This window comes from Nonomuraea recticatena (genome assembly GCF_039533245.1).
Classification (GTDB): Bacteria; Actinomycetota; Actinomycetes; order Streptosporangiales; family Streptosporangiaceae; genus Nonomuraea; species Nonomuraea roseola.
The window spans coordinates 39,028-57,628 of record NZ_BAAATE010000005.1 but is presented as its reverse complement, the minus strand read 5'-3'; the positions used below and the strand labels follow the sequence as shown (position 1 = coordinate 57,628).

The window sequence follows — 18,601 nt, the reverse complement described above, 5'->3', positions numbered from 1 at the left end:
GGGGCACGTGATGGGAAGACCGCGGCGGCCGATTCTGAGCAGAGAGGGCATCTTCGCCGCTGCTCTGGCGCTGGTGGACGAGGACGGTTCCGAGGCGCTGACCGTGACGCGTCTGGCCAGGAGGCTCGGCGTGCAGGCCGCTTCGCTCTACAACCACGTCTCGGGCCGCGAGGAGATCGTCGAGGGCGTGCGCGACCTGGTCGTGGCCGAGATGGACGTGGACGCGCTGGACGGGGAGCCGTGGCAGGAGGCGCTCGCCGTATGGGCCAGGTCGTACCTGGCCGCCTTCGCCCGCCATCCCAACACCGCGAAGCTGCTGTCCACGACCACGATCAGGTCGCCCGCCACGCTGGCGATGTACGAGCGCGCGGTGGCGCTGCTGGAGCGGGCGGGATGGCCGAGCGATCAGGTGGTCACGGTGTTCACCGCGATCGAGTCGTTCGCGATCGGCTCCGCGCTCGACCTGGCCGCGCCCGGTGTCATGATCGATCCTTCCTCGCAGGAGCTCCCGTTGCTCTCGGGGGCGTTGAAGGACGCGCCGCCCGCGCGGGCCATGGCCGCTTTCGAGCTGGGGCTGGCGGCGCTCGTCCACGGCTTGGATGAACGTCTTAGACAACTGTGCTAGGTTGGGACGATGGGAGGAAATCGCGAAGACCTGCTCAAGGGCGCCAAGCGCTGCCTGGTCGAGAAGGGATACACGCGCACCACCGCACGCGACATCGCCAACGCCTCAGGGGTCAGCCTGGCGGGGATCGGCTACCACTTCGGGTCGAAGGAGGCGCTGCTCAACGAGGCGCTGTTCGAGTCGATGAAGGAGTGGGGCGACTCCCTGGAGATCGCGCTGAAGGGCGACCTCGATCCCGAGGCGAGCCCCATGGGGCGCTTCGAGGCGGCCTGGAAGCGGGTCATCGACACCTTCGAGCAGCTGAGGCCGCTGTGGGCGACGCAGTTCGAGATCCTGGGGCAGATCGACCACCTGCCGGAGATGCGCGAGCACCTCGCCGCGGGCGTGCGGTCCGCGCGGCTCGGGCTCGCGGAGATCTTCAGCGAGATCGACCCCGAGGCCGAGCCAGAGCGGGCGCGCGTGCTCGGCTCCTTCTACCAGGCGATGCTCACCGGACTGCTGGCGCAGTGGCTGCTCGATCCCGCCACCGCGCCGTCGGCTCAGGACGTGACCGAGGCCATGCGCCTGCTGAACTCGGCCTCCGCCTGATCGGCCTCCGGCGGGCTCAGAAGGCGCTTATCGTCGCGGGCGCGCGCTCGGTCCTGCTCAGCGCGCGGATCACCGCCGTCGGCCCGTGCCGGTGGACGGCAAGGCGCGCCAGCAGGTCGACCACCGGGTCGATGACGTCCTGAGGCAGCTCGGGCGTCGGGATGCCCACGCTGGCGGCCAGGTCGTCGGAGTGGACGACGAGCTCCATGAGCCTGGTCAGCAGGAAGTCGTCGAGCGTCAGCGACCACTGCGCCCACGGCAGCCCGAGCACCCTGTCGGCGGGCTCGGCCCGCAGGGCGACCGTGAGCTTGTCGAGGCCGGCCTGGGCGAGAGCCACCAGCGAGCCTGGCCCCTCCGCCGCCGCGTCCTCGCCGCCGCGCCTGATGCTGACGTTCGACTCGTGCTCGAGGCCGGCCGTGACCCAGGCGGAGCGGGCGAAGTGCTCCCTGAGCGGGATGACGGAGCCGTTCGGCTCCGCGTCCAGGGCGAGGTCGACTCTGAAGATCTGCTGAGCCAGGTGGCCGGCCAGGCCCGCCACGCTGAACTCGGTGAGCGCGCTGGGCTTGGCCCAGGCCGCCGCCACCGCCTGGTCGCGAAGCAGGGCCACCGCCGAGGCCGCCGCAGTCAGATACAGCTCCCTGATTTCAGCCACGTCCGCGATCCTACTCATCAGCCGGAAATGCCGCCCTTCGGACGGGTCAGGCGGTGACCCTGGCCAGGACCACGCCGCCCACGATCAGCGACAACGCGGCCATGCGCCCCACGGTGACGGGGTCGTCGTTGAGCACGACGCCCAGCGTGATCGCGCCCACCGCGCCGATGCCGGTGAAGACGGCGTACGCGGTGCCGACGGGCAGGGTGTCCATCGCCTTGGACAGCAGCCACACCGCCGCCGCCATCAGCACCAGGGAGATCGCCGTCGGCACGGGCCTGGTGAAGTTCTGCGTCGGTTTGATGCTCTGTGACCAGGCCACCTCGACCAGGCCGGCGAGAGCGAGATAGACCCAGTTCACCGTCCCGCCTCCTTCCGTGCCCTGGCGACCGACTCCAGGTGCCGCTCACGCAGGTGCGCGAGCCCGGGATCGATCAGCGAGTTCACCAGCTCGGCGTGGACGAAGCTCACCTCGGACACGGCGAAGTGGCCGAGGAAGAAGTCGCGCAGATAGCGCTCCTGGTGGTCCACGGCCTCCTTGGGCGTGCCGGGGCCGTACGCTCCGCCCCTCGCGCTGGTCACCACGAACGAGCGCCCCTTGAGCGACATCTTCGGGAAGGTGATCTGGTCGAGCCAGGCCTTCAGGGACGAGGGGATCGAGTAGTTGTACATCGGCGTGCCGATGAGGATCACGTCGGCCGCGACCACCTCGTCGAGCAGCGGCTCCAGGACGGCCCATGCCCGCTCCTGCGCCGGGGTGCGCACCGCCTCGCGGTAGCGCGCGATCTCGGTGATCTCGTGGGCGAGCACGTAGTCGCACAGCTCGGTCCAGGCCTCGTCGATGTGGGGGACGGGCGAGGCGGCCAGGTCTCTGTAGGTGTAGCCGCCGTCGGGGTTGGCGGCGCGCCAGGCGTCGGCGTAGATCCTGGACAGCTCGCGGGAGAAGGACGCGCGCCTGGCGCTGGCGTCGAGGTGCAACAGGTTCATGGGAGGCTCCTCACTAAGCGGACACGGTGTCCACTTGCGAAGGTACCCAATAACCGGACACCATGTCCATATGGAGAGAGCCGACGCCGCCCGCAACCGCGCCAGGATCCTGGAGGCCGCTGCAGGACTGTTCAGGGCCAAGGGCGCGCCGAACGTCACCATGGACGACATCGCGAAGGCCGCGGGCGTCGGGCGGGGCACGCTCTACCGCCGCTTCCCCGACCGGGCCTCGATCGCCGTGGCCCTGCTCGACGAGCACGAACGCGTGCTGCAGGAGAAGCTGATCCGCGGCGAGCCGCCGCTCGGACCTGGGGCGCCCGCCGCCGAGCGCATGGCCGCCTTCTACGCGGCGATGGTGGAGCTGCTGGAGGAGCACGCCCACCTGATCCTCGGATCGGAGGTGGGCCGCTCCCGCTTCGAGACGGGCGCGTACGGCTTCTGGCGCGTCCACGTCAGATCGCTGCTGGACGGCGTACGGGACGCCGACGCGCTGGTCGACACCCTGCTGGCGCCCCTGGCCCCCGACGTCTACACCTACCAGCGGGAGGAGCGGGGCCTGATGCCGTCCCAGATCAGCGCCGCGCTGGCCCGCCTGGCCCGCGCGGTGGTCGCGTGAGGAGGGGAGGTCAGCCGAAGAGGGCGGAGACCGACTCGCCCTCGTGGATGCGGCGCATCGCCTCGGCCAGCGCGGGCGCCACCGACAGCACGCGCAGCTTGGCGTCGGGCTTGGGCTCGGGGATCGGGACGGTGTTGGTGCAGACGATCTCCAGCACGTCGTCGCGGTCGGTGAGCCGCTCCACGGCTCCGGCCGAGAACAGCCCGTGGGTGCAGGCGATCCTGATCGAGTTGACCTCGCGCTCGCGCAGCCTGTCGAGGAGCTCGATGACCGTCGTGCCCCTGGCGATCTCGTCGTCGAGGACGATGACGTCCTTGCCCTTGACCTCACCGATCACCGAGCTGATCGTCACCTTGTCGTCGCTCAGGCGCTGCTTGGCGCCCATGGCGACCTCGGCGCCCAGGAGCCTGGCGAAGGCGGCGGCCTCCTTGGCGTTGCCGAGGTCGGGGGAGACGACGACGGTGTTGGACAGGTCGTACCGGCGGAAGTGGGCGGCCAGCTCACGCAGTGCGTGCAGGTGGTCGACGGGGACGCTGAAGAAGCCGTGCACCTGCGGCGAGTGCAGGGTCATGGCCAGCACCCTGTCGGCGCCCGCGGCCACCAGGAGGTCGGCGACCAGGCGGCCGCCGATGGAGATGCGAGGTGCGTCCTTCTTGTCGGAGCGGGCGTAGGCGTAGTGCGGCATGACGACCGTGGTGCGGGCGGCCGACGCGCCGCGCGCCGCGTCGATCATGAGCAGGAGCTCGACCAGGTGCTCCTGCACGGGAGGGACGAGCGGCTGGATGAGGAAGACGTCCCGTTCGCGGCAGTTGGCCTGCAGCTGGACTTCCAGGCAGTCGTTGGCGAAGCGGTGGAGGCGGACGGGGTGGAGGGGGGTGCCGAGGTGGGCGCAGATCTCCGCGGCCAGCTCAGGGTGGGCGCTGCCGCTGAAAACAGTGATGTCTCGCACGTCAGGCCACCCTATCCGGCCTGTTGGGGCAGCCTCCGCAGCGGCTCGTCGGTAAGCCGGTAGACGGTCCACTCGTCCATCGGGACCGCCCCGATCGACTTGTAGAAGTCGATGGCGGGCTGGTTCCAGTCGAGGACGGACCACTCCAGGCGATGGTAGCCGCGCTCCACGCAGATCCTGGCCAGCTCCTTCATCAGCGCCTTGCCGTGGCCGCCGCCCCTGGCGTCGGGGCGCACGTAGAGGTCCTCCATGTAGATGCCGTGGGTGCCGCGCCAGGTGGAGAAGCTGAGGAACCAGAGCGTGTAGCCCACGACACGCCCGTCCTGCTCGGCGATCAGGGCGTGCAGGGCGGGGCTGGGCCCGAAGAGGGCGCTCTCGAGCTGCTCCTGGGTGACGCGCACCTCGTGCAGCGCCTTCTCGTAGTCGGCGAGCTCGCGGATCATGGCGATGATCTCTGGGACGTCCTGGACGGTTGCAGTACGAATCACGCGCGCAGCCTACCTGCGTGTTAACGTCACCGATCGTGACGGAGAGCATCTACGTCGGCCACGCGCAGGCCGACGCCCCCGGCGACAGGGGCTGGCTGCTGGGGCACTTCAAGCCCGAGGACGACGTACGGCACAGCCAGGACGTCGAGATCAAGTGGGGCGTCCACCCCAAGGGCGAGGAGCGCGCCCAGTGGGTGCACGGCGAGAAGCGCACCGCCCTTCTCGTGCTGATCAGCGGCAGGTTCAGGCTGGAGTTCCCCGGCCGCAGCGTGGTTCTCGAACGGCAGGGCGACTACGTCGTGTGGGGCGTGGGGGTGGACCACTCCTGGGTCGCCGAGGAGGAGTCTGTGGTGATGACCGTCCGCTGGCCCTCGGTCGCCGGCTACGCCGTCGGGTAGATCTCGCACCCCCCATGCGATGCGCTTGACCCCCGTTCGGGCAGGATCGCCCCATGGGGATAATTTCGCGGGGCTTTCGCGGCAGGCCGCGGGACGACCACGGCCGCCTGCCGCCAGGCCAGTACCAGGTGCACGACTTTCCCGTGCTCTCCGCCGGGCCCACGCCCAGGATCGAGCAGGACCGGTGGGAGTTCGCCATCGACACCGAGGCCGGGCAGACCCACCGCTGGTCGTGGCAGGAGCTCATGGCGCTGCCTCAGGAGAGCCCGACGGCCGACATCCACTGCGTAACCAAGTGGTCCAAGTTCGATACCACCTGGCAGGGCGTCTCGCTCGACGTGCTGTTCGAGGACGTCGAGACCGCGGCGGAGTACGCGCTCGTCCACTCCTACGGCGGCTACACCACCAACCTGCCGCTGGAGGACCTGCTCGACGGCAAGGCGTGGATCTGTCACCGCTTCGACGGCGAGGAGCTGGAACCCCAGCACGGCGGCCCCGCCAGGCTCGTCGTGCCGCACCTCTACTTCTGGAAGTCGGCCAAGTGGGTGCGCGGCATCAGGCTGCTGAACGAGGACTGGCCCGGCTTCTGGGAGAGCGCCGGCTACCACAACTACGGCGACCCGTGGCGCGAGCAGCGCTACGAGGGTGATTAGGTGGCGGCGCGCGCGGCTGACCGCCGCGCGCGAGGAGAGCCCCACAGCGCGCACGCTGGTCTTCGAGGTGCCCGACTGGCCGGGTCACCTGGCAGGTCAGCACGTGGACGTGCGGCTGACCGCGCCCGACGGCTACACGGCGCAGCGCAGCTACTCCCTGGCCACCCCCGAGGGCGTCGAGCTGACCGTGGAGGGGCTGCCGGACGGTGAGGTCTCGCCGTACCTCGTCGACGAGCTGACGGTCGGCGACGAGATCGAGCTGCGCGGGCCCGTCGGCGGCTGGTTCGTGTGGCGGCCCGCCGTCACGACGCCCGTGCTGCTCGTGGCGGGCGGGTCGGGGATCGTGCCGCTCATGGCCATGATCAGGGCCAGGCGGCTGGCGGGCGGCGACACGCCGTTCCACCTGGTCTACTCGCTGCGCGAGCCCGCCCGCCGTTACTACGCCGCCGAGCTGGACGCGCCCGACCCGTGGCTGACCATCACCTGGGTCCACACCAGGCTCGCGCCGCACCGCAGGATCACCAAGGACGACGTGCCGGGCCCCGGACCCGACGTGTTCGTGTGCGGGCCGACCGGCTTCGTCGAGGCCGCCGCCGACCTGCTGCTCGACGTCGGTCACGACTCCGCGCGGATCAGGACCGAGCGCTTTGGAGGCTGACATGCACCTGGACGGCAACGCCCTCGCGGGACCGCTGGGCGAGATCTTCGCCGTGGACCTCACCTCGGCGGTCGGCAGATGCGCCGCCTGCGGCCTGAAGGGCCCCGTCGCCGAGCTGATGGTCTACGACGCGGGCCCCGGGCTCGTTGCCCGCTGCCCTGGGTGCGAGGAGGTGGTGATGCGCCTGGTCAGGGGGCCTCAGGAGGCCTGGCTCGACCTGCGGGGGACGGTGTCGCTGCGCATCCCGCTCCAGTAGTACTCCAGCACCTCCACCTCGAAGCCGGGGAAGCGCTCGACGAACTGCCTGGCCCTGGTGGCGCCATGGCGCTCGTAGAAGGCGATGGCGGGCCTGTTCTCCTTCAGCACCTCGAGGTAGAGCTCCTGGCCCGCCGCCCTGTCGAGGGCGTGGCGCAGCAGCACGCCGCCGATGCCCGACCGCTTGAGCGCGGGGTCGACGTGCAGGTTGTCCAGCAGGACCCGGCCGTCCTCGGGGATGAGATAGGCGAACCCCGCGATGCTCGTGCCGTCGTCGGCGACCAGCAGCTCGCCCTTGGCGCCGTTGACCAGCCTTTCGTGCCACATGGCGGCCTGCTGCTCCTCGACGGGCCCTTCGAGGTAGTCGGCGGGGAAGATCCCGGCGTAGGCCGTCCGCCAGCTCCTGGTGTGCAGCGCCGCGATCGGCTCCGCGTCGGCGGCCGCGCCTTCTCTGATGTCCACCACTGCATTGTCGGCGCTCGTCCCCATGGTCGCGACCACACAGGTCTGGTGCCTCCCGGGCCGCGGTTCGCCCCTGGCCGCCCTCGCCGCCGGCGTCGCCCCCGTACGGCGCGTCCGCCTGCACGACCGGCTCACTCGCTCTCCGGCCTGCACACCGTTCCCCGAGGGGGCAGTCGCAGGTCGATGAGGTAGCGGTTGGCGTGCGCGATCGTGCAGGCGTCGCCTGTGAGGTAGAGCCCGTGCCCGTGTCCCTCGAAGCGGACCGCCGACGAGCCAGGCACCCGCATCGCCAGGTCGGCGGTGTCGTCGTAGTCGGTCCACGTCCCCGCGCCCAGGAACGGCGGCAGCCCGGCCGTGGGCAGCGGTGCGGGCGGGTTCTTCACGGGCCGCGGCCAGCCCACGCAGCCGAGCCGGTGCCAGACCACGTTGCCCGACAGGTTCGGCGACAGGCGCTCGCCGTCCCTTCTGACGCCGCGGTAGTCGGCGTAGTCGCGGAAGCGGAAGCCGTCCAGGCAGTGGGTCATGTTCATCCCGACGAAGGCCATGGGCTTCGGGCTGCCGATGCCCGCCTCGACGTAGCCGGAGAAGCCCGAGGCGTCGCCACGTTCGGCCCTTTCGATGCTCTCCGCCAGCTGCTTCCACCTCGCGTGGTCGTCGCCAGGCGAGACGAGGTGCGGGGCGGCGGCGATCTGCAGGTCGAACCCGCTGTAGGCGGTGCCGTCCGCGGGGATCGGCCTGCGGTCGGCGGCGGCCACCAGAGCGCGCCACGCCTCACCCGCGTCGCGTCCGTGCAGCTTGCACGCGGTGCTGGCGGCGCACCAGGTGACGAACCGGTCGAACTGCGCCTCCATGACCTGGTGGCGTTCGTCCCTGCGGAACAGGTTCACCACGCCGTCCAGGTACATCGCCCTGATCCTGCGAGGGAAGAGCCTGGCGTAGGCGTAGGCGGGCACGCCGCCGTAGGAGGTGGCCACGAAGCTGAGCCGCTCCTCGCCGAGCGCCGCGCGGACGGCGTCGATGTCCCTGGCGACGGAGACCGAGTCGAGGTGGCCGAACAGCTCGGGGTCGCGCGCCGCGCACCGCCGCGCGGCGGCGGCGTTCGCCTCGCCCAGCCTCTCGTACGCGCGCTCGTCGTCCGGCGGAGTCAGCCACGGGCCCTTCGCGAGACACTCGGAGGAGAAGATCTCCAGCGCGGGCGAGTTGCGAGGGGTGAAGCTGACCACGTCGAAGCGATCGCGCAGGTGGGAGAAGTTGCCTCCCGACTTCTCCAGGTCGTCGACGCCCGAGCCGCCCGGGCCTCCCGGGATGGAGAAGACGGTGCCGATCCTGCGCCCTGTGCCGTTCGCGGCGAGCCTGGCCACGGGGATGCTGATCTTCCTGCCCCCGGGCTCGTCCCAGTTCACCGGCACCTGGACGGAGCCGCACTCCATGTCCTTGCGGCACGGCTTCCACTCGACGGCGGACGTCGCGCCCGCGGGCTGGGCGAACACGACCGTCGCCACCAGCACGCCCGTGGCCGCCACCCCCGCGACCAGCGGCCTGGCCCTGCGTCCCCGCACGACGATGGCGACCGCCCCTGCCGCCATCGCCACGACCGGATAGGTGACCAGCACCGCGAAGGCGGCCAGCGGCGGCAGCAGATCGCCACCGCCCACGATCATGTACGCGCCGATCCGTGAGCCCCACGGGCTCGGCAGCGTCATGGCCGCCGTGGGCAGCACGAACACCAGCATGATGAGCGCGACCAGCGAGCCGGCCGTGGAGCGGAGCACCGTGCCCACACCGAGCCCGACCAGCGCCACCAGCGACACCGACGCGCCGGCGAGCACCACGCCGGCCAGCACGCCGGGCTCGGACAGCGACGTCCCGAGTGTCTGCCCGCTCAGCAGCACCCGCCCCGCCCTGTCGCCGAGCACGGCCTGCGTGGCGAAGTGCATGCCGAAGGCCAGCACCTCACCGGCGACCAGCCCCACCACCAGGAGCGTCGGCACCTTGGCGAACAGCAGCAGGAGCCGCCTTGGCACGGCCACCAGGCTCGAGTCGTGCTCGGCGGTCATGGTCAGCGCACCGAGCGCACCCAGCACGAAGTAGGCCACAGGAAGCCCGGTGCCCAGTCCGTCGCCGAGGCTGTCGAAGCGCAACCGGTCCGCGCCGGTCTGGTTGTCGAAGCCGCGCGTGACCATGAAGGCCACCCCCGCGCTCAGGAACACCGCCAGCAGTGACGAGGCGAGCAGGTAGAAGTTGGAGCGCAGCGACCTGAACTTCAGCCACTCCGCCAGCACCGCGTCGATCATCGAAACTCCACACTTCCCTCGGTCGACTCCATGAACGCCTCCTCGAGCCGCCGTTCGGGCTCGGCGCAGCGCGTTCGTCTCGATCACCTCTTCAGGCTTTCGCGCACCGGCGCCCGGCACAGTGGGGGTGGACCTACTCTTCAGATGTGAGGCTGTTCACGAACGCGGCGACCGGGGTGGCCGCGCTGGCGCTGCTGCTCGCGTTGCCGTTCGCGCGGCGCAGGGTGCTGGCGGCGGCGCGCAGGCTCGCCGGGTCCGACCCCGGTGACCTGCGGCTGGTCGCCTGGCTGTTCGTGCACGGTGTGACGGGCCCCGCCGCCCTGCTGGGGGTGGTGGTGATGCTCTCGGCGCTCGGGGTGATCTGGACCCTGCGCATGATCGAGACCTCGATGGCCGTGACACTCACCCTGTCGCTGTCGATGCTGGCCATCGTGTCGCTCGCCGCCGGCTTCGGCCACCTCGCCACCAGGGCCCAGGCCCGCCTCGCCGACCTGCTCCTGCACCCCGACACCCGCGTCAGGGAGCTGGCCGACGCGCAGGCCGCCGAGCTGCGCAGGATCGAACGCGACCTGCACGACGGCGCGCAGGCCAGGCTGATCTCCATCAGGATGACCCTCGGCCTCGCCAGATCCGCGCCGGACCCGAGGGGGCTGATCGAGGAGGCCTGGGAGTCGGCCGGTCAGGCCCTCACCGACCTGCGTGATCTCGTGCGCAACATCCACCCGCCGGTCCTGGCCGACCGCGGGCTCGTCGGCGCCCTCCAGGCCGCCGCGCTGCTGTGCCCCGTCCCCGTACGGCTCGACCTCGACCTGGAGGGCAGGCCTGAGGCTCCGGTGGAGTCCGCGCTCTACTTCGCCGCCACGGAGGCTCTGTCCAACATCGCGAAACACAGCGGGGCCTCCTCGGCGTGGGTGCGCCTGACGTACGCCGACGGCGTGCTGCGCCTGACCGTCGGCGACGACGGCAGGGGCGGCGCCGATCCCGCAGCGGGCACGGGCCTGCGCGGCATCGCGCGCAGGCTGTCGGCCTTCGAGGGCACGTTGACCGTCCACAGCCCCCCAGGCGGGCCGAGCGAACTCATCATGGAGCTGCCGTGCGCGTTGTCATCGCCGAAGATCTCGCTCTCCTCAGGGACGGGCTGATCCGCCTGCTGACGACGCACGGCTTCGAGGTGCTGGAGGCGGTCGACAACGGCCCGATGCTGCTGGCCGCGCTGCTGAAGCATCGGCCCGACGTGGCGGTCATCGACGTCAGGTTGCCGCCCACCCACACCGACGAGGGCCTGCGCGTCGCCCTGGAGGCGCGCCGCAGGGTGAAGGGGCTGCCGGTGCTGATCCTCTCCCAGTACGTCGAGCAGCTCTACGCCAGGGAGCTGCTGTCCGACAGGTCGGGCGGGATCGGCTACCTGCTCAAGGACAGGGTGGGCGACGTCGAGCAGTTCGTGGAGTCCGTCAGGAGCGTCGCGGCCGGTGGCACCGCGCTCGACTCCGAGGTCGTCAGCCAGCTCCTGACCCGCCGCGACGACCGTCTCGCGGCGCTGACGCCGAGGGAGCGCGAGGTGCTGGCGATGATGGCGGAGGGGCTGTCCAACCAGGCCATCGCCGGCAAGCTGGTCGTCACCGACAAGGCGATCGGCAAGCACACCTCCAACATCTTCGCCAAGCTCGGACTCCCGCCGGACGACGACCTCAACCGCCGCGTCATGGCCGTCCTGGCCTATCTGGAGAGCTGACGGACCAGCGCGCCGACGTCCTGAGCCAAGTGCTGCTGATGGCGCGCCACCATGGTGTCGACCTCGAGGACGAGGTCGAGCGCAAATGGCTGGTGTGGAACCCTGGCCGGAGGGGCGGATCAGTCGAGGTCGAGGCAGGTGGCGTACCAGTCGCCGGTGAGGTGCTCGATCTCTGAGGCCTCGACGTCCGCCAGACGGTCGGCCGGTGCCCTGGCCAGCCCACAGGAGACGAGCAGCCCACCGTCACCTGTGGTGAGCTGGACGACGCCCTGCCAGCGGCGCGCCCCCGTGATCGTGAACAGGCCCGCGCGCCGCTCCTCGAACGTCCACGACTCCTTCTCGGGAAGGGCGTCGACGTAGGCGGTGAGCGCGGACTCCGACAGCGGGAACCGGCCGGCACGAGTGAGGGGCCCATGCCATCGGCAAGGGCCCCTCACGTCGACGTCGACGCGTCGTTCAGTGCTGGCCGATGAAGGTCACGAGTGCGGGCGTGGCCGGTCGAACTCAGCCGACATGCCACTCGGTGGGCACCATCGTGATCTCAGAGCCGGAAAAGCTTGGGGTACGGCGCGCTGATGCGCAGTTTCTCGGTGCCGAAGTCGACCAGGACGGCGACGTCCTCTTCGACGCCGATCACCAGGCCGAGGCCGTATTTGTCGTGGCTCACCCTGTCCTGCAGCTCGAACTGCTCAGGCGGAGGTAGAGGCGCGGCAGGTCGGTTGAAGGGACTTCCGGGCAAGGGGCGACGGGCTGCTCTCGTGGGCTTCATCGTTACCAGTATGCGCCTGCTCAGCCGATAAAGGCGAACTTCCGTGGAGTCAATCTCCGAGACCGGGTTAGTTCGGCCCGTCAAGGGCAGGTCAGGGGCCCTGTGTCTGCCCGCCGTACCGGTCTTTTTGCCTTCGGGGGACGCGCGGGTAGATCTATTGCCACGGTCGTGGCGCCATGCCGTGCTTCGGCGGCGGACGAATGAGGAAGATCCCCGACATGGCACGTTATGGAACCCAGTTCGGCCCGGACATCACCTTTCTCGGCGTGGAGCGATGCGACTGGCGGGACGCCGCGACCTACGCGGACGCCGACGTGGTCATCCTCGGCGCGCCGTTCGACGGGGGCACCTCGCACCGGCCCGGCACCCGGTTCGGCCCTCAGTTCATCCGGCAGTCCTGCTACCTGCCGCACGACGGGTCGAGGCCCTCGCTGGCGATGCGGGTCGACGGGCTGCGCGATCTGAAGGTCTACGACGCGGGTGACGTGGAGATGTACTCGGGCGACGCCGAGCGCTCGGTGCGCGACCTCCAGGACGCCGTCCACACCGTGACGTCGAACGGCGCGATCCCGCTGACCCTCGGCGGCGACCACACCATCGCCTGGCCCGACGCGGCGGGGGTGGCCCAGCATCTCGGGCAGGGCCGCGTGTCGATGATCCACTTCGACGCGCACGCCGACACGGGGAACATCACGTTCGGCTCCCTCATCGGGCACGGCCACCCGATGCGACGCCTCATCGAGTCGGGGGCGCTGCGGGGTGACCGGTTCCTGCAGATCGGGCTGCGCGGCTACTGGCCCGAGCCCGAGACGCTGAACTGGATGGCCGAGCAGCGGATGCGCTCCTACGAGATGTCGGAGATCGTCGCCAGGGGCCTCGACGAGTGCCTGACCGAGGCGTTCGCCATCGCGGTCGACGAGTGCGACGGCGTCTTCCTGTCGGTGGACATCGACGTGTGCGACCCGGGGCACGCGCCTGGCACCGGCACCCCGGAGCCTGGCGGGCTGACCGCGCGCCAGCTGCTGGACTCCGTCCGCCGCATCGCCTACGAGCTGCCCGTGGTGGGTGTCGACGTGGTCGAGGTGTCTCCGCCGTACGACCAGGCCGACATCACCTCCTTCCTGGCCAACAGAGTTGTGCTCGAGACGCTGACGGGCATCGCGCGGCGGCGGCGCGACCTGGCGGACGGCACCCGCTGGGACCCGAGGCTCCCCCTGCTCGCGGACCGGCCTGACAACAGGCCCGCGAGCGGCGACTGAGCACCCCGCACCCCGCGAAGCCCCGGCGCCTGCTCGAGTGGTTGCACTAGTGCACAGCAGGGCGTTTTCCGTGGTGATCCCGGACCCAGGGCCTCGTCTGCGTACGGTGTCCACATGAGATATCTGGAAGGGCCTTTCGCGCCCGTCACCGAAGAGGTCACCGCCTACGATCTCCCGGTCACCGGGCGGATCCCGGTCGAACTCAACGGCCGCTACCTGCGCAACGGGCCCAACCCGCTGGGCGTGGAGGACCCCGTCGTGCACATCTGGGGCATGGGCCAGGGCATGGTGCACGGGGTGCGGCTGCGTGACGGCCGGGCCGAGTGGTACCGCAACCGCTTCGTGCGCGTACCGGGATTCGCGCCCATGGTGCACGTGATCGAGCACGCCCAGCGCACCTTCGCCATGGCGGAGGGCGGTCTGCCGCCTGCCGAGCTGGACGAGGAGCTGAACACCGTGGGCGTGTGCGATCTGGGAGGGACCGCGGAGGGGTTCACGGCGGGGGCGCACTCCAAGCACGACCCGCTCACCGGCGAACTGCACGCGCTGTCGTACATGCCGGGCCGCGACTTCGTCCAGCACATCGTGACCGACGCGGGGGGAAGCGTCGTCAGGACCACCGCCATCCCCATGCCGCGGACGCCGTTCATGCACGACTTCGCGCTCACCGAGAACCACGTGGTGCTCTGGGACACGCCGCTGGGCTTCGACGGATTCGACTGCGGGTGGCTACCGGAGCACCCGACCCGCGTGGGCGTCATGCCGCGGACCGGTGGTGACGTGCGCTGGCTGGACATCGACCCGATCCATGTCAGCCACACGCTCAACGCCTACGACGACGGAGACTCGATCGTGGTCGACCTGGTCACGGCCGAGGGGCCGTTCGATCCCGCCGACCCGGGGGCGATCCGGCCCATGCTGGACCGCTGGACGATCGAGCAGGACGGGATTCGTCAGCGGCGCGTCGACGACCGTCCGCAGGACTTCCCGCGCGTGAACGAGGCGCGTGCCACCCGCCCCTACCGGTACGGCTACTCGGCCGCGACCGCCTTGTACGGGATCCCGTTCGCACCCGAGGGCACACCGCCGGACGGCGCCTTCACCAACGCCCTGGTCAAGCACGACCTGGAACGGGGGACGGCCGAGGTGCACGCGTTCGGCAAGGACGAGGCGGTAGGGGAAGCCGTGTTCGCCGCGGCGGGGCAAGGGGAGGACGAGGGATACCTGCTCACGTACCTGCACAATCCCCTCCGGAACGCGAGCGACCTGGTGATCCTCTCGGCCCAGGACTTCACCGGTGAGCCCGTCGCGCGCGTCCACCTCCCTGTGAGGGTGCCGCTCGGCCTGCACGGCAACTGGCTGCCTGCCCGTTGAGGCGTGGCAGCATGGCGTCGTGAACGATCCGCAACCGCCGTACCTCCGGATCGTCGCCGACATCGAGCGGCGCATCGCCGATGGAGAGCTGCGGCCCGGCGATCCCGTCCCCACCACCAGGGCGATCGTGCGCGAGTGGGGCGTCGCCATGGCGACGGCCACCAAGGCGCTGGCGGCGCTCAAGCAGGCGGGCGCCATCGAGTCCGCGGCCCGGGTCGGCGCCGTGGTCGCTCCCAGGAGACTGCCCTCGCGTTCGGCGGGGGGTCTCGAACGCGACCGCGTCGTCCGCGCGGCCATGGAGATCGCCGACGCCGACGGCTTGGCCGCGCTGTCCATGCGGGCGGTGGCGACCAAGCTCGGGGTCGCCACCATGACCCTCTACCGGCACCTCGAGGCCAAGGCCGAGCTCACCCAGCTGATCGCCGACGCCGCGTTCGCCGAGATCGAGTATCCGGAGCCGCCACCGGGCTGGCGCTCCCACCTGCGGGTGGCCGCTCAGCTGCAGTGGGCGACCTACCAGCGCCATCCCTGGTTGCCGCGGCTCGTGTCCATCACCCGGCCGGTCACGCTGCCGGGGCTGCTGGAGTACGGGCTGTGGACCCTGCGCGCGCTCGACGGCCTCGGCCTGGACCCGAACACCCGCCTGCACGTCTACGCCACGATGGTCAACTACGTGCGGGGGACGGCGGTGAACATTGAGAGCGAGGCCGGTGCCGAGCTGGACACGGGGATGACCAGCAAGCAGTGGATCAGGGCCAGGCTCCCCGTCGACGGGCCGCTGATCGCCCAGGTCACGGAGCCCGGCGCGGACCTCGATCTGGAGTCGCTGTTCGCCTTCGGCCTCGAACGCCTGCTCGACGGCCTGTCCGTCGTGCTCACGCCGCGAGAGGCTCGCCGGTGACCTCCCGCCTCGCCGCGCCCTGGATGTCGCGCTGAAAACAGCGATGAATCGCGGAACGGTTCCTTCCGCATTGGGTTCTACCGTGGTTCCCATGAGCGCAGACACGCAGATCCGCCCCTTCCTCATCGAGATCCCGCAGGCCGACCTCGACGACCTCAAGGACCGGCTCGCTCGCACTCGCTGGCCTCAGGAGTCGCCCGAGCAGGGCTGGGGCCGAGGGGTGCCGCTCGGCTATCTCAAGGACCTGGTCGCCTACTGGGCCGACGGGTTCGACTGGCGCGCCCAGGAGGCGGCGCTGAACGAGATCCCGCAGTTCATGACCACGATCGACGGCCAGGACGTGCACTCCATGCACGTCCGCTCCCCCGAGCCCGACGCGTTCCCGCTGATCCTCACGCACGGCTGGCCCAGCTCGCCGATCGAGTTCCGGAAGGTGGTCGAGCGTCTCACCGACCCCCGCTCCCACGGCGGCGACCCTGCGGACGCCTTCCACCTGGTCATCCCCTCGCTGCCCGGCTACGGGTTCTCCGCTCCCATGCGGCCGGGCTGGGGCAACCTGTTCAGGGTCGCGCAGGCGTGGGCGGAGCTGATGGCCAGGCTCGGCTACGAGCGGTACGCCGCCCACGGCACCGACGCGGGAGGGGGAGTGGCGGGGATGCTGGGGATGGTCGCGCCCGACCGGGTCACCGGCATCCACCTGACGGGGACCAGCTCGACGTTCCCCTTCGCGCCGCCGCTGGAGGTCGAAGGGCTCTCGGAGTCCGACCGGATCAGGGCCGAGCGGTTCAACGCCGCCCAGCAGGACGGGCTCGGCTACCTGCACCTCATGACGACCAGGCCGCAGACGCTGGCGTACTCGCTGGCCGACTCGCCGGTGGGTCAGCTCGCCTGGATCGTGGAGAAGTTCAAGGAGTGGACCGACCTGTCGGCCGAGCTGCCCGAGGACGCGGTCGACAAGGATCAGTTGCTGACCGGCGTCAGCGTCTTCTGGTTCACCGGCTCGGGCGCCTCCTCGGCCCACGCCCTCTACGAGGGCATGCAGGTCTACCGGCAGATGACCGCCCAGGCGGCGGGCGACGACGGCGGGTGGGCGGAGCCGGTGGGTCCGCCTACGGGCGTCGCCGTCTTCGCCGCCGACCCCACGGTCCGCTCGGTCATGGACCCCGCGGGGAAGATCGAGCACTGGACGGAGTTCGACCGGGGCGGTCACTTTCCCGCTATGGAGGCCCCCGACCTGCTCGCCCAGGACCTGCGCGCCTTCCTGCGCGACCTGCGCTCGTAGCTCGTTCCGTGCCCAGGGAAGGGCCGCGGGGATCCGCGACCCTTCCTGAGGCGCCGGGGTCGAAGGGATCAGGGGCGCTCGCCCGGCCTGTCGACGACCCTGGTCTCCAGCTGCGCGCTCCACCCCAGGGGAGTGCCCGCCCTGACCGTTCCGACCTTCTCGCTGGGGAAGGTCCTGTCGGCGACGGCCTCGCCGTACGTCCCGAGGAAGCGGTAGTCCTCGGAGCTGACGATGATCTCCGAGCGCTGCCACTCGCCGGTGTAGGCGAACGCGACCCCGTGGCGGCCCGCCGCGTCGACGGCGTCCTGCTTGACCGTGACGCCTTCGATCATCGGGAGCGCGCGGAACAGCGCCGCCCGCACCTCGGGCGTGAGTGCCTGTTCGCTCATGAGCTGGGAGACCGCCTGGAAGACCCGCTGCTGCCTGGAGGCGCCCTCCTCGAACGGTCCCGCGGGCGTGCCGTCGATGACCGCTCCGATTCTGGCCAGGGACTCCTCGGGCGTGACCGGACTCTTGGCCAGGTCCGCTCCGGTGATGCCGGGGCCGACCTCGTGGACGACGAGCTTGCCCTTCCCGTCGTCCAGCGCCGTCTGCCTGCCGTCCAGGCTGTGCCACGTCTCGAGGTCCATGCGCCTGTCGCGATCGACCTCCGGGCGTGGCTCGTCGAGCAGCGGAGCGATCGTCTCCTTCACGTACAGCCACTGCCCGGCCGAAGGGGTGATCTTGTAACCGGAGTAGGGGTCGGCCGCGGCGCTCTTGGCGGCCCGTTCGCCGAGCTCCTGGACGTTGGCCACGGCGACCGTGGCGGGCCGGTCGCCGCCCCCGACCGCGTTCAGCCCCCCGACAAGTGCCACGGCCGCCGTCCCGGCGAGGACGAGCCGCCACGCCAGGCGCGGCATGCGCCGCCCGCGCGGCCGTACGGGGGCGGGAGCCGGCTCACGCATCGCCAGCAGCAGAGCGGCGCGGGCCCTGTCCTCCGCCTCGCGGGTGATCACCGGGGTCGACGCGCGGAACTGCTTGATCTGGTCCATCATGCGACCTCTCTCGTCGGATCGTCGCCGCCGAGGGCGGCCCTGGCCTTCCTGCGCGCCCGGTGCAGGCGGGAGCGGACGGTCCCGATCGGCACGCCGAGCGCCGTCGCCACCTCCTCGTAGGTCAGATCGCCCCACGCCACCAGCAGCAGCACGTCCCGATCGCCCTGCGACAGGCCCGCCAGCGCCCCCGCAAGCCGGCGGTCCTCCTCCTGGGCGGCGACGCGGCCGACCACCGCGTCGGCCATGGGCTCGGGCAACGGGTCCACCCCCGTACGGCTCAGCGCGCGCAGGAACCGCTCCTCGCCGCGCCGGTGCCTGGCCATGAGGGTGGTCGCGATGCCGTACAGCCACGGCCTGGCCAGCCGCTGCGTGAGGTCGTAGGACGCGCGGCGGCGGAAGGCGGTCAGGAACGTCTCCGCCGCGATGTCGTCGGCCGCCTGGGTGCCGAGCCGCCTGGCGACATAGCGATGGATCTGCTGGATGTAGCGGTCGAACAACCCCGCGAACTGTTCAGGGTCATCGTGTGACCGGCGGATCAGCTCGGCGTCGTCCGCCTCTAGCGTCTCCACCGGTTGCGGTTGTGTCATGCCTGCTGTCTCCCGATGGCGGGATTCGGGTTCTCGCC

24 protein-coding genes are annotated in these 18,601 nt (G+C 70.8%); 13 read left to right on the top strand and 11 right to left on the bottom strand.

The annotated features are described in order from the left end of the window. The first annotated feature begins 10 nt into the window (after positions 1-10). Complete coding sequence (locus ABFX50_RS11750; protein WP_183651581.1) at positions 11-625, top strand: TetR/AcrR family transcriptional regulator C-terminal domain-containing protein; 615 nt, start codon at positions 11-13, stop codon at positions 623-625. Positions 626-634: 9 nt separating this feature from the next. Then, positions 635-1,213 carry a TetR/AcrR family transcriptional regulator gene (locus tag ABFX50_RS11745; protein ID WP_346145809.1) on the top strand — a complete coding sequence of 193 codons (579 nt, stop codon included), beginning with the start codon at positions 635-637 and terminating at the stop codon, positions 1,211-1,213. A 16-nt stretch (positions 1,214-1,229) separates the two neighbouring features. Here the strand turns inward: ABFX50_RS11745 and ABFX50_RS11740 are convergent, their stop codons facing one another. The 3 genes from ABFX50_RS11740 to ABFX50_RS11730 are packed head-to-tail and all read right to left on the bottom strand — an operon-like array spanning position 1,230 to position 2,852. Further along, a complete protein-coding gene (locus tag ABFX50_RS11740; RefSeq protein WP_346145808.1) occupies positions 1,230-1,865 on the bottom strand; it encodes a maleylpyruvate isomerase N-terminal domain-containing protein in 636 nt (211 codons plus the stop codon). Between the two features lie 46 nt (positions 1,866-1,911). Then, positions 1,912-2,226, bottom strand: coding sequence for a DMT family transporter (locus ABFX50_RS11735; RefSeq protein ID WP_346145806.1), 315 nt, complete (start codon positions 2,224-2,226; stop codon positions 1,912-1,914). Then, a complete protein-coding gene (locus tag ABFX50_RS11730) occupies positions 2,223-2,852 on the bottom strand; it encodes an FMN-dependent NADH-azoreductase (protein WP_312895688.1) in 630 nt (209 codons plus the stop codon). Before ABFX50_RS11730 ends, ABFX50_RS11735 begins: the two co-directional genes overlap by 4 nt. Positions 2,853-2,922: 70 nt before the next feature. Between ABFX50_RS11730 and ABFX50_RS11725 the strand changes: the two genes are divergently transcribed. Next, a complete protein-coding gene (locus tag ABFX50_RS11725) occupies positions 2,923-3,468 on the top strand; it encodes a TetR/AcrR family transcriptional regulator (protein WP_346145805.1) in 546 nt (181 codons plus the stop codon). A gap of 10 nt (positions 3,469-3,478) precedes the next feature. Here the strand turns inward: ABFX50_RS11725 and ABFX50_RS11720 are convergent, their stop codons facing one another. Then, on the bottom strand, positions 3,479-4,417 hold the full coding sequence (locus ABFX50_RS11720; protein WP_183651564.1) for a ribose-phosphate diphosphokinase: 939 nt from the start codon (positions 4,415-4,417) through the stop codon (positions 3,479-3,481). An 11-nt stretch (positions 4,418-4,428) separates the two neighbouring features. Then, the gene (locus ABFX50_RS11715) at positions 4,429-4,905 is read right to left on the bottom strand and encodes a GNAT family N-acetyltransferase (RefSeq protein WP_183651561.1); all 477 of its coding nucleotides are present in this window, start codon (positions 4,903-4,905) and stop codon (positions 4,429-4,431) included. Between the two features lie 35 nt (positions 4,906-4,940). Here ABFX50_RS11715 and ABFX50_RS11710 point away from each other — a divergent pair, with 35 nt between their 5' ends. The 4 genes from ABFX50_RS11710 to ABFX50_RS11695 are packed head-to-tail and all read left to right on the top strand — an operon-like array spanning position 4,941 to position 6,870. Continuing rightward, complete coding sequence (locus tag ABFX50_RS11710; RefSeq protein ID WP_346145802.1) at positions 4,941-5,303, top strand: cupin domain-containing protein; 363 nt, start codon at positions 4,941-4,943, stop codon at positions 5,301-5,303. Positions 5,304-5,356: 53 nt separating this feature from the next. Further along, positions 5,357-5,956, top strand: a complete 600-nt coding sequence (locus ABFX50_RS11705; RefSeq protein ID WP_183651555.1) for a sulfite oxidase-like oxidoreductase — start codon at positions 5,357-5,359, stop codon at positions 5,954-5,956. Then, entirely contained in the window at positions 5,949-6,614 is a 666-nt protein-coding gene (locus ABFX50_RS11700) for a ferredoxin reductase (RefSeq protein WP_346145800.1), read from the top strand. The genes ABFX50_RS11705 and ABFX50_RS11700 overlap by 8 nt, the downstream gene beginning before the upstream one ends. A gap of 1 nt (position 6,615) precedes the next feature. After that, positions 6,616-6,870: a DUF6510 family protein gene (locus ABFX50_RS11695; protein WP_346145798.1), complete on the top strand. Its 255-nt coding sequence runs from the start codon at positions 6,616-6,618 to the stop codon at positions 6,868-6,870. On the opposite strand, the gene ABFX50_RS11690 is transcribed toward ABFX50_RS11695, so the two are convergent. Continuing rightward, positions 6,813-7,331 carry a GNAT family N-acetyltransferase gene (locus ABFX50_RS11690; RefSeq protein ID WP_346145796.1) on the bottom strand — a complete coding sequence of 173 codons (519 nt, stop codon included), beginning with the start codon at positions 7,329-7,331 and terminating at the stop codon, positions 6,813-6,815. The genes ABFX50_RS11695 and ABFX50_RS11690 overlap by 58 nt on opposite strands. A 131-nt stretch (positions 7,332-7,462) precedes the next feature. After that, positions 7,463-9,625 carry an alpha/beta fold hydrolase gene (locus ABFX50_RS11685; protein WP_346145794.1) on the bottom strand — a complete coding sequence of 721 codons (2,163 nt, stop codon included), beginning with the start codon at positions 9,623-9,625 and terminating at the stop codon, positions 7,463-7,465. Positions 9,626-9,771: 146 nt separating this feature from the next. Here ABFX50_RS11685 and ABFX50_RS11680 point away from each other — a divergent pair, with 146 nt between their 5' ends. Together ABFX50_RS11680 and ABFX50_RS11675 are read left to right on the top strand one after the other, a co-directional pair. Next, positions 9,772-10,767, top strand: coding sequence for a sensor histidine kinase (locus ABFX50_RS11680; RefSeq protein WP_346145792.1), 996 nt, complete (start codon positions 9,772-9,774; stop codon positions 10,765-10,767). Beyond that, entirely contained in the window at positions 10,719-11,357 is a 639-nt protein-coding gene (locus ABFX50_RS11675; RefSeq protein WP_183651542.1) for a LuxR C-terminal-related transcriptional regulator, read from the top strand. The genes ABFX50_RS11680 and ABFX50_RS11675 overlap by 49 nt, the downstream gene beginning before the upstream one ends. Before the next feature lie 119 nt (positions 11,358-11,476). On the opposite strand, the gene ABFX50_RS11670 is transcribed toward ABFX50_RS11675, so the two are convergent. Together ABFX50_RS11670 and ABFX50_RS11665 are read right to left on the bottom strand one after the other, a co-directional pair. After that, positions 11,477-11,794 carry a hypothetical protein gene (locus tag ABFX50_RS11670; protein ID WP_346145790.1) on the bottom strand — a complete coding sequence of 106 codons (318 nt, stop codon included), beginning with the start codon at positions 11,792-11,794 and terminating at the stop codon, positions 11,477-11,479. Between the two features lie 104 nt (positions 11,795-11,898). Next, positions 11,899-12,024 (bottom strand): hypothetical protein, encoded by a 126-nt coding sequence (locus ABFX50_RS11665; protein ID WP_281388177.1) that lies wholly within the window; start codon positions 12,022-12,024, stop codon positions 11,899-11,901. A gap of 320 nt (positions 12,025-12,344) precedes the next feature. Between ABFX50_RS11665 and speB the strand changes: the two genes are divergently transcribed. The 4 genes from speB to ABFX50_RS11645 all read left to right on the top strand — a co-directional run bounded on the left by speB (position 12,345) and on the right by ABFX50_RS11645 (position 16,942). Then, positions 12,345-13,385, top strand: coding sequence for an agmatinase (gene speB / locus ABFX50_RS11660; protein WP_346145788.1), 1,041 nt, complete (start codon positions 12,345-12,347; stop codon positions 13,383-13,385). A 114-nt stretch (positions 13,386-13,499) separates the two neighbouring features. Further along, positions 13,500-14,759, top strand: a complete 1,260-nt coding sequence (locus ABFX50_RS11655) for a carotenoid oxygenase family protein (protein WP_346145786.1) — start codon at positions 13,500-13,502, stop codon at positions 14,757-14,759. A 19-nt stretch (positions 14,760-14,778) separates the two neighbouring features. Further along, a complete protein-coding gene (locus tag ABFX50_RS11650; protein WP_346145784.1) occupies positions 14,779-15,660 on the top strand; it encodes a TetR/AcrR family transcriptional regulator in 882 nt (293 codons plus the stop codon). 91 nt (positions 15,661-15,751) lie between these two features. Beyond that, a complete protein-coding gene (locus tag ABFX50_RS11645) occupies positions 15,752-16,942 on the top strand; it encodes an epoxide hydrolase family protein (protein WP_346145783.1) in 1,191 nt (396 codons plus the stop codon). A gap of 68 nt (positions 16,943-17,010) precedes the next feature. Here ABFX50_RS11645 and ABFX50_RS11640 read toward each other — a convergent pair whose 3' ends face one another. Beyond that, positions 17,011-17,976 (bottom strand): CU044_5270 family protein, encoded by a 966-nt coding sequence (locus tag ABFX50_RS11640; RefSeq protein WP_346145782.1) that lies wholly within the window; start codon positions 17,974-17,976, stop codon positions 17,011-17,013. Beyond that, the gene (locus tag ABFX50_RS11635; protein ID WP_346145780.1) at positions 17,973-18,563 is read right to left on the bottom strand and encodes an RNA polymerase sigma factor; all 591 of its coding nucleotides are present in this window, start codon (positions 18,561-18,563) and stop codon (positions 17,973-17,975) included. The genes ABFX50_RS11640 and ABFX50_RS11635 overlap by 4 nt, the downstream gene beginning before the upstream one ends. Positions 18,564-18,601 lie beyond the last annotated feature (38 nt).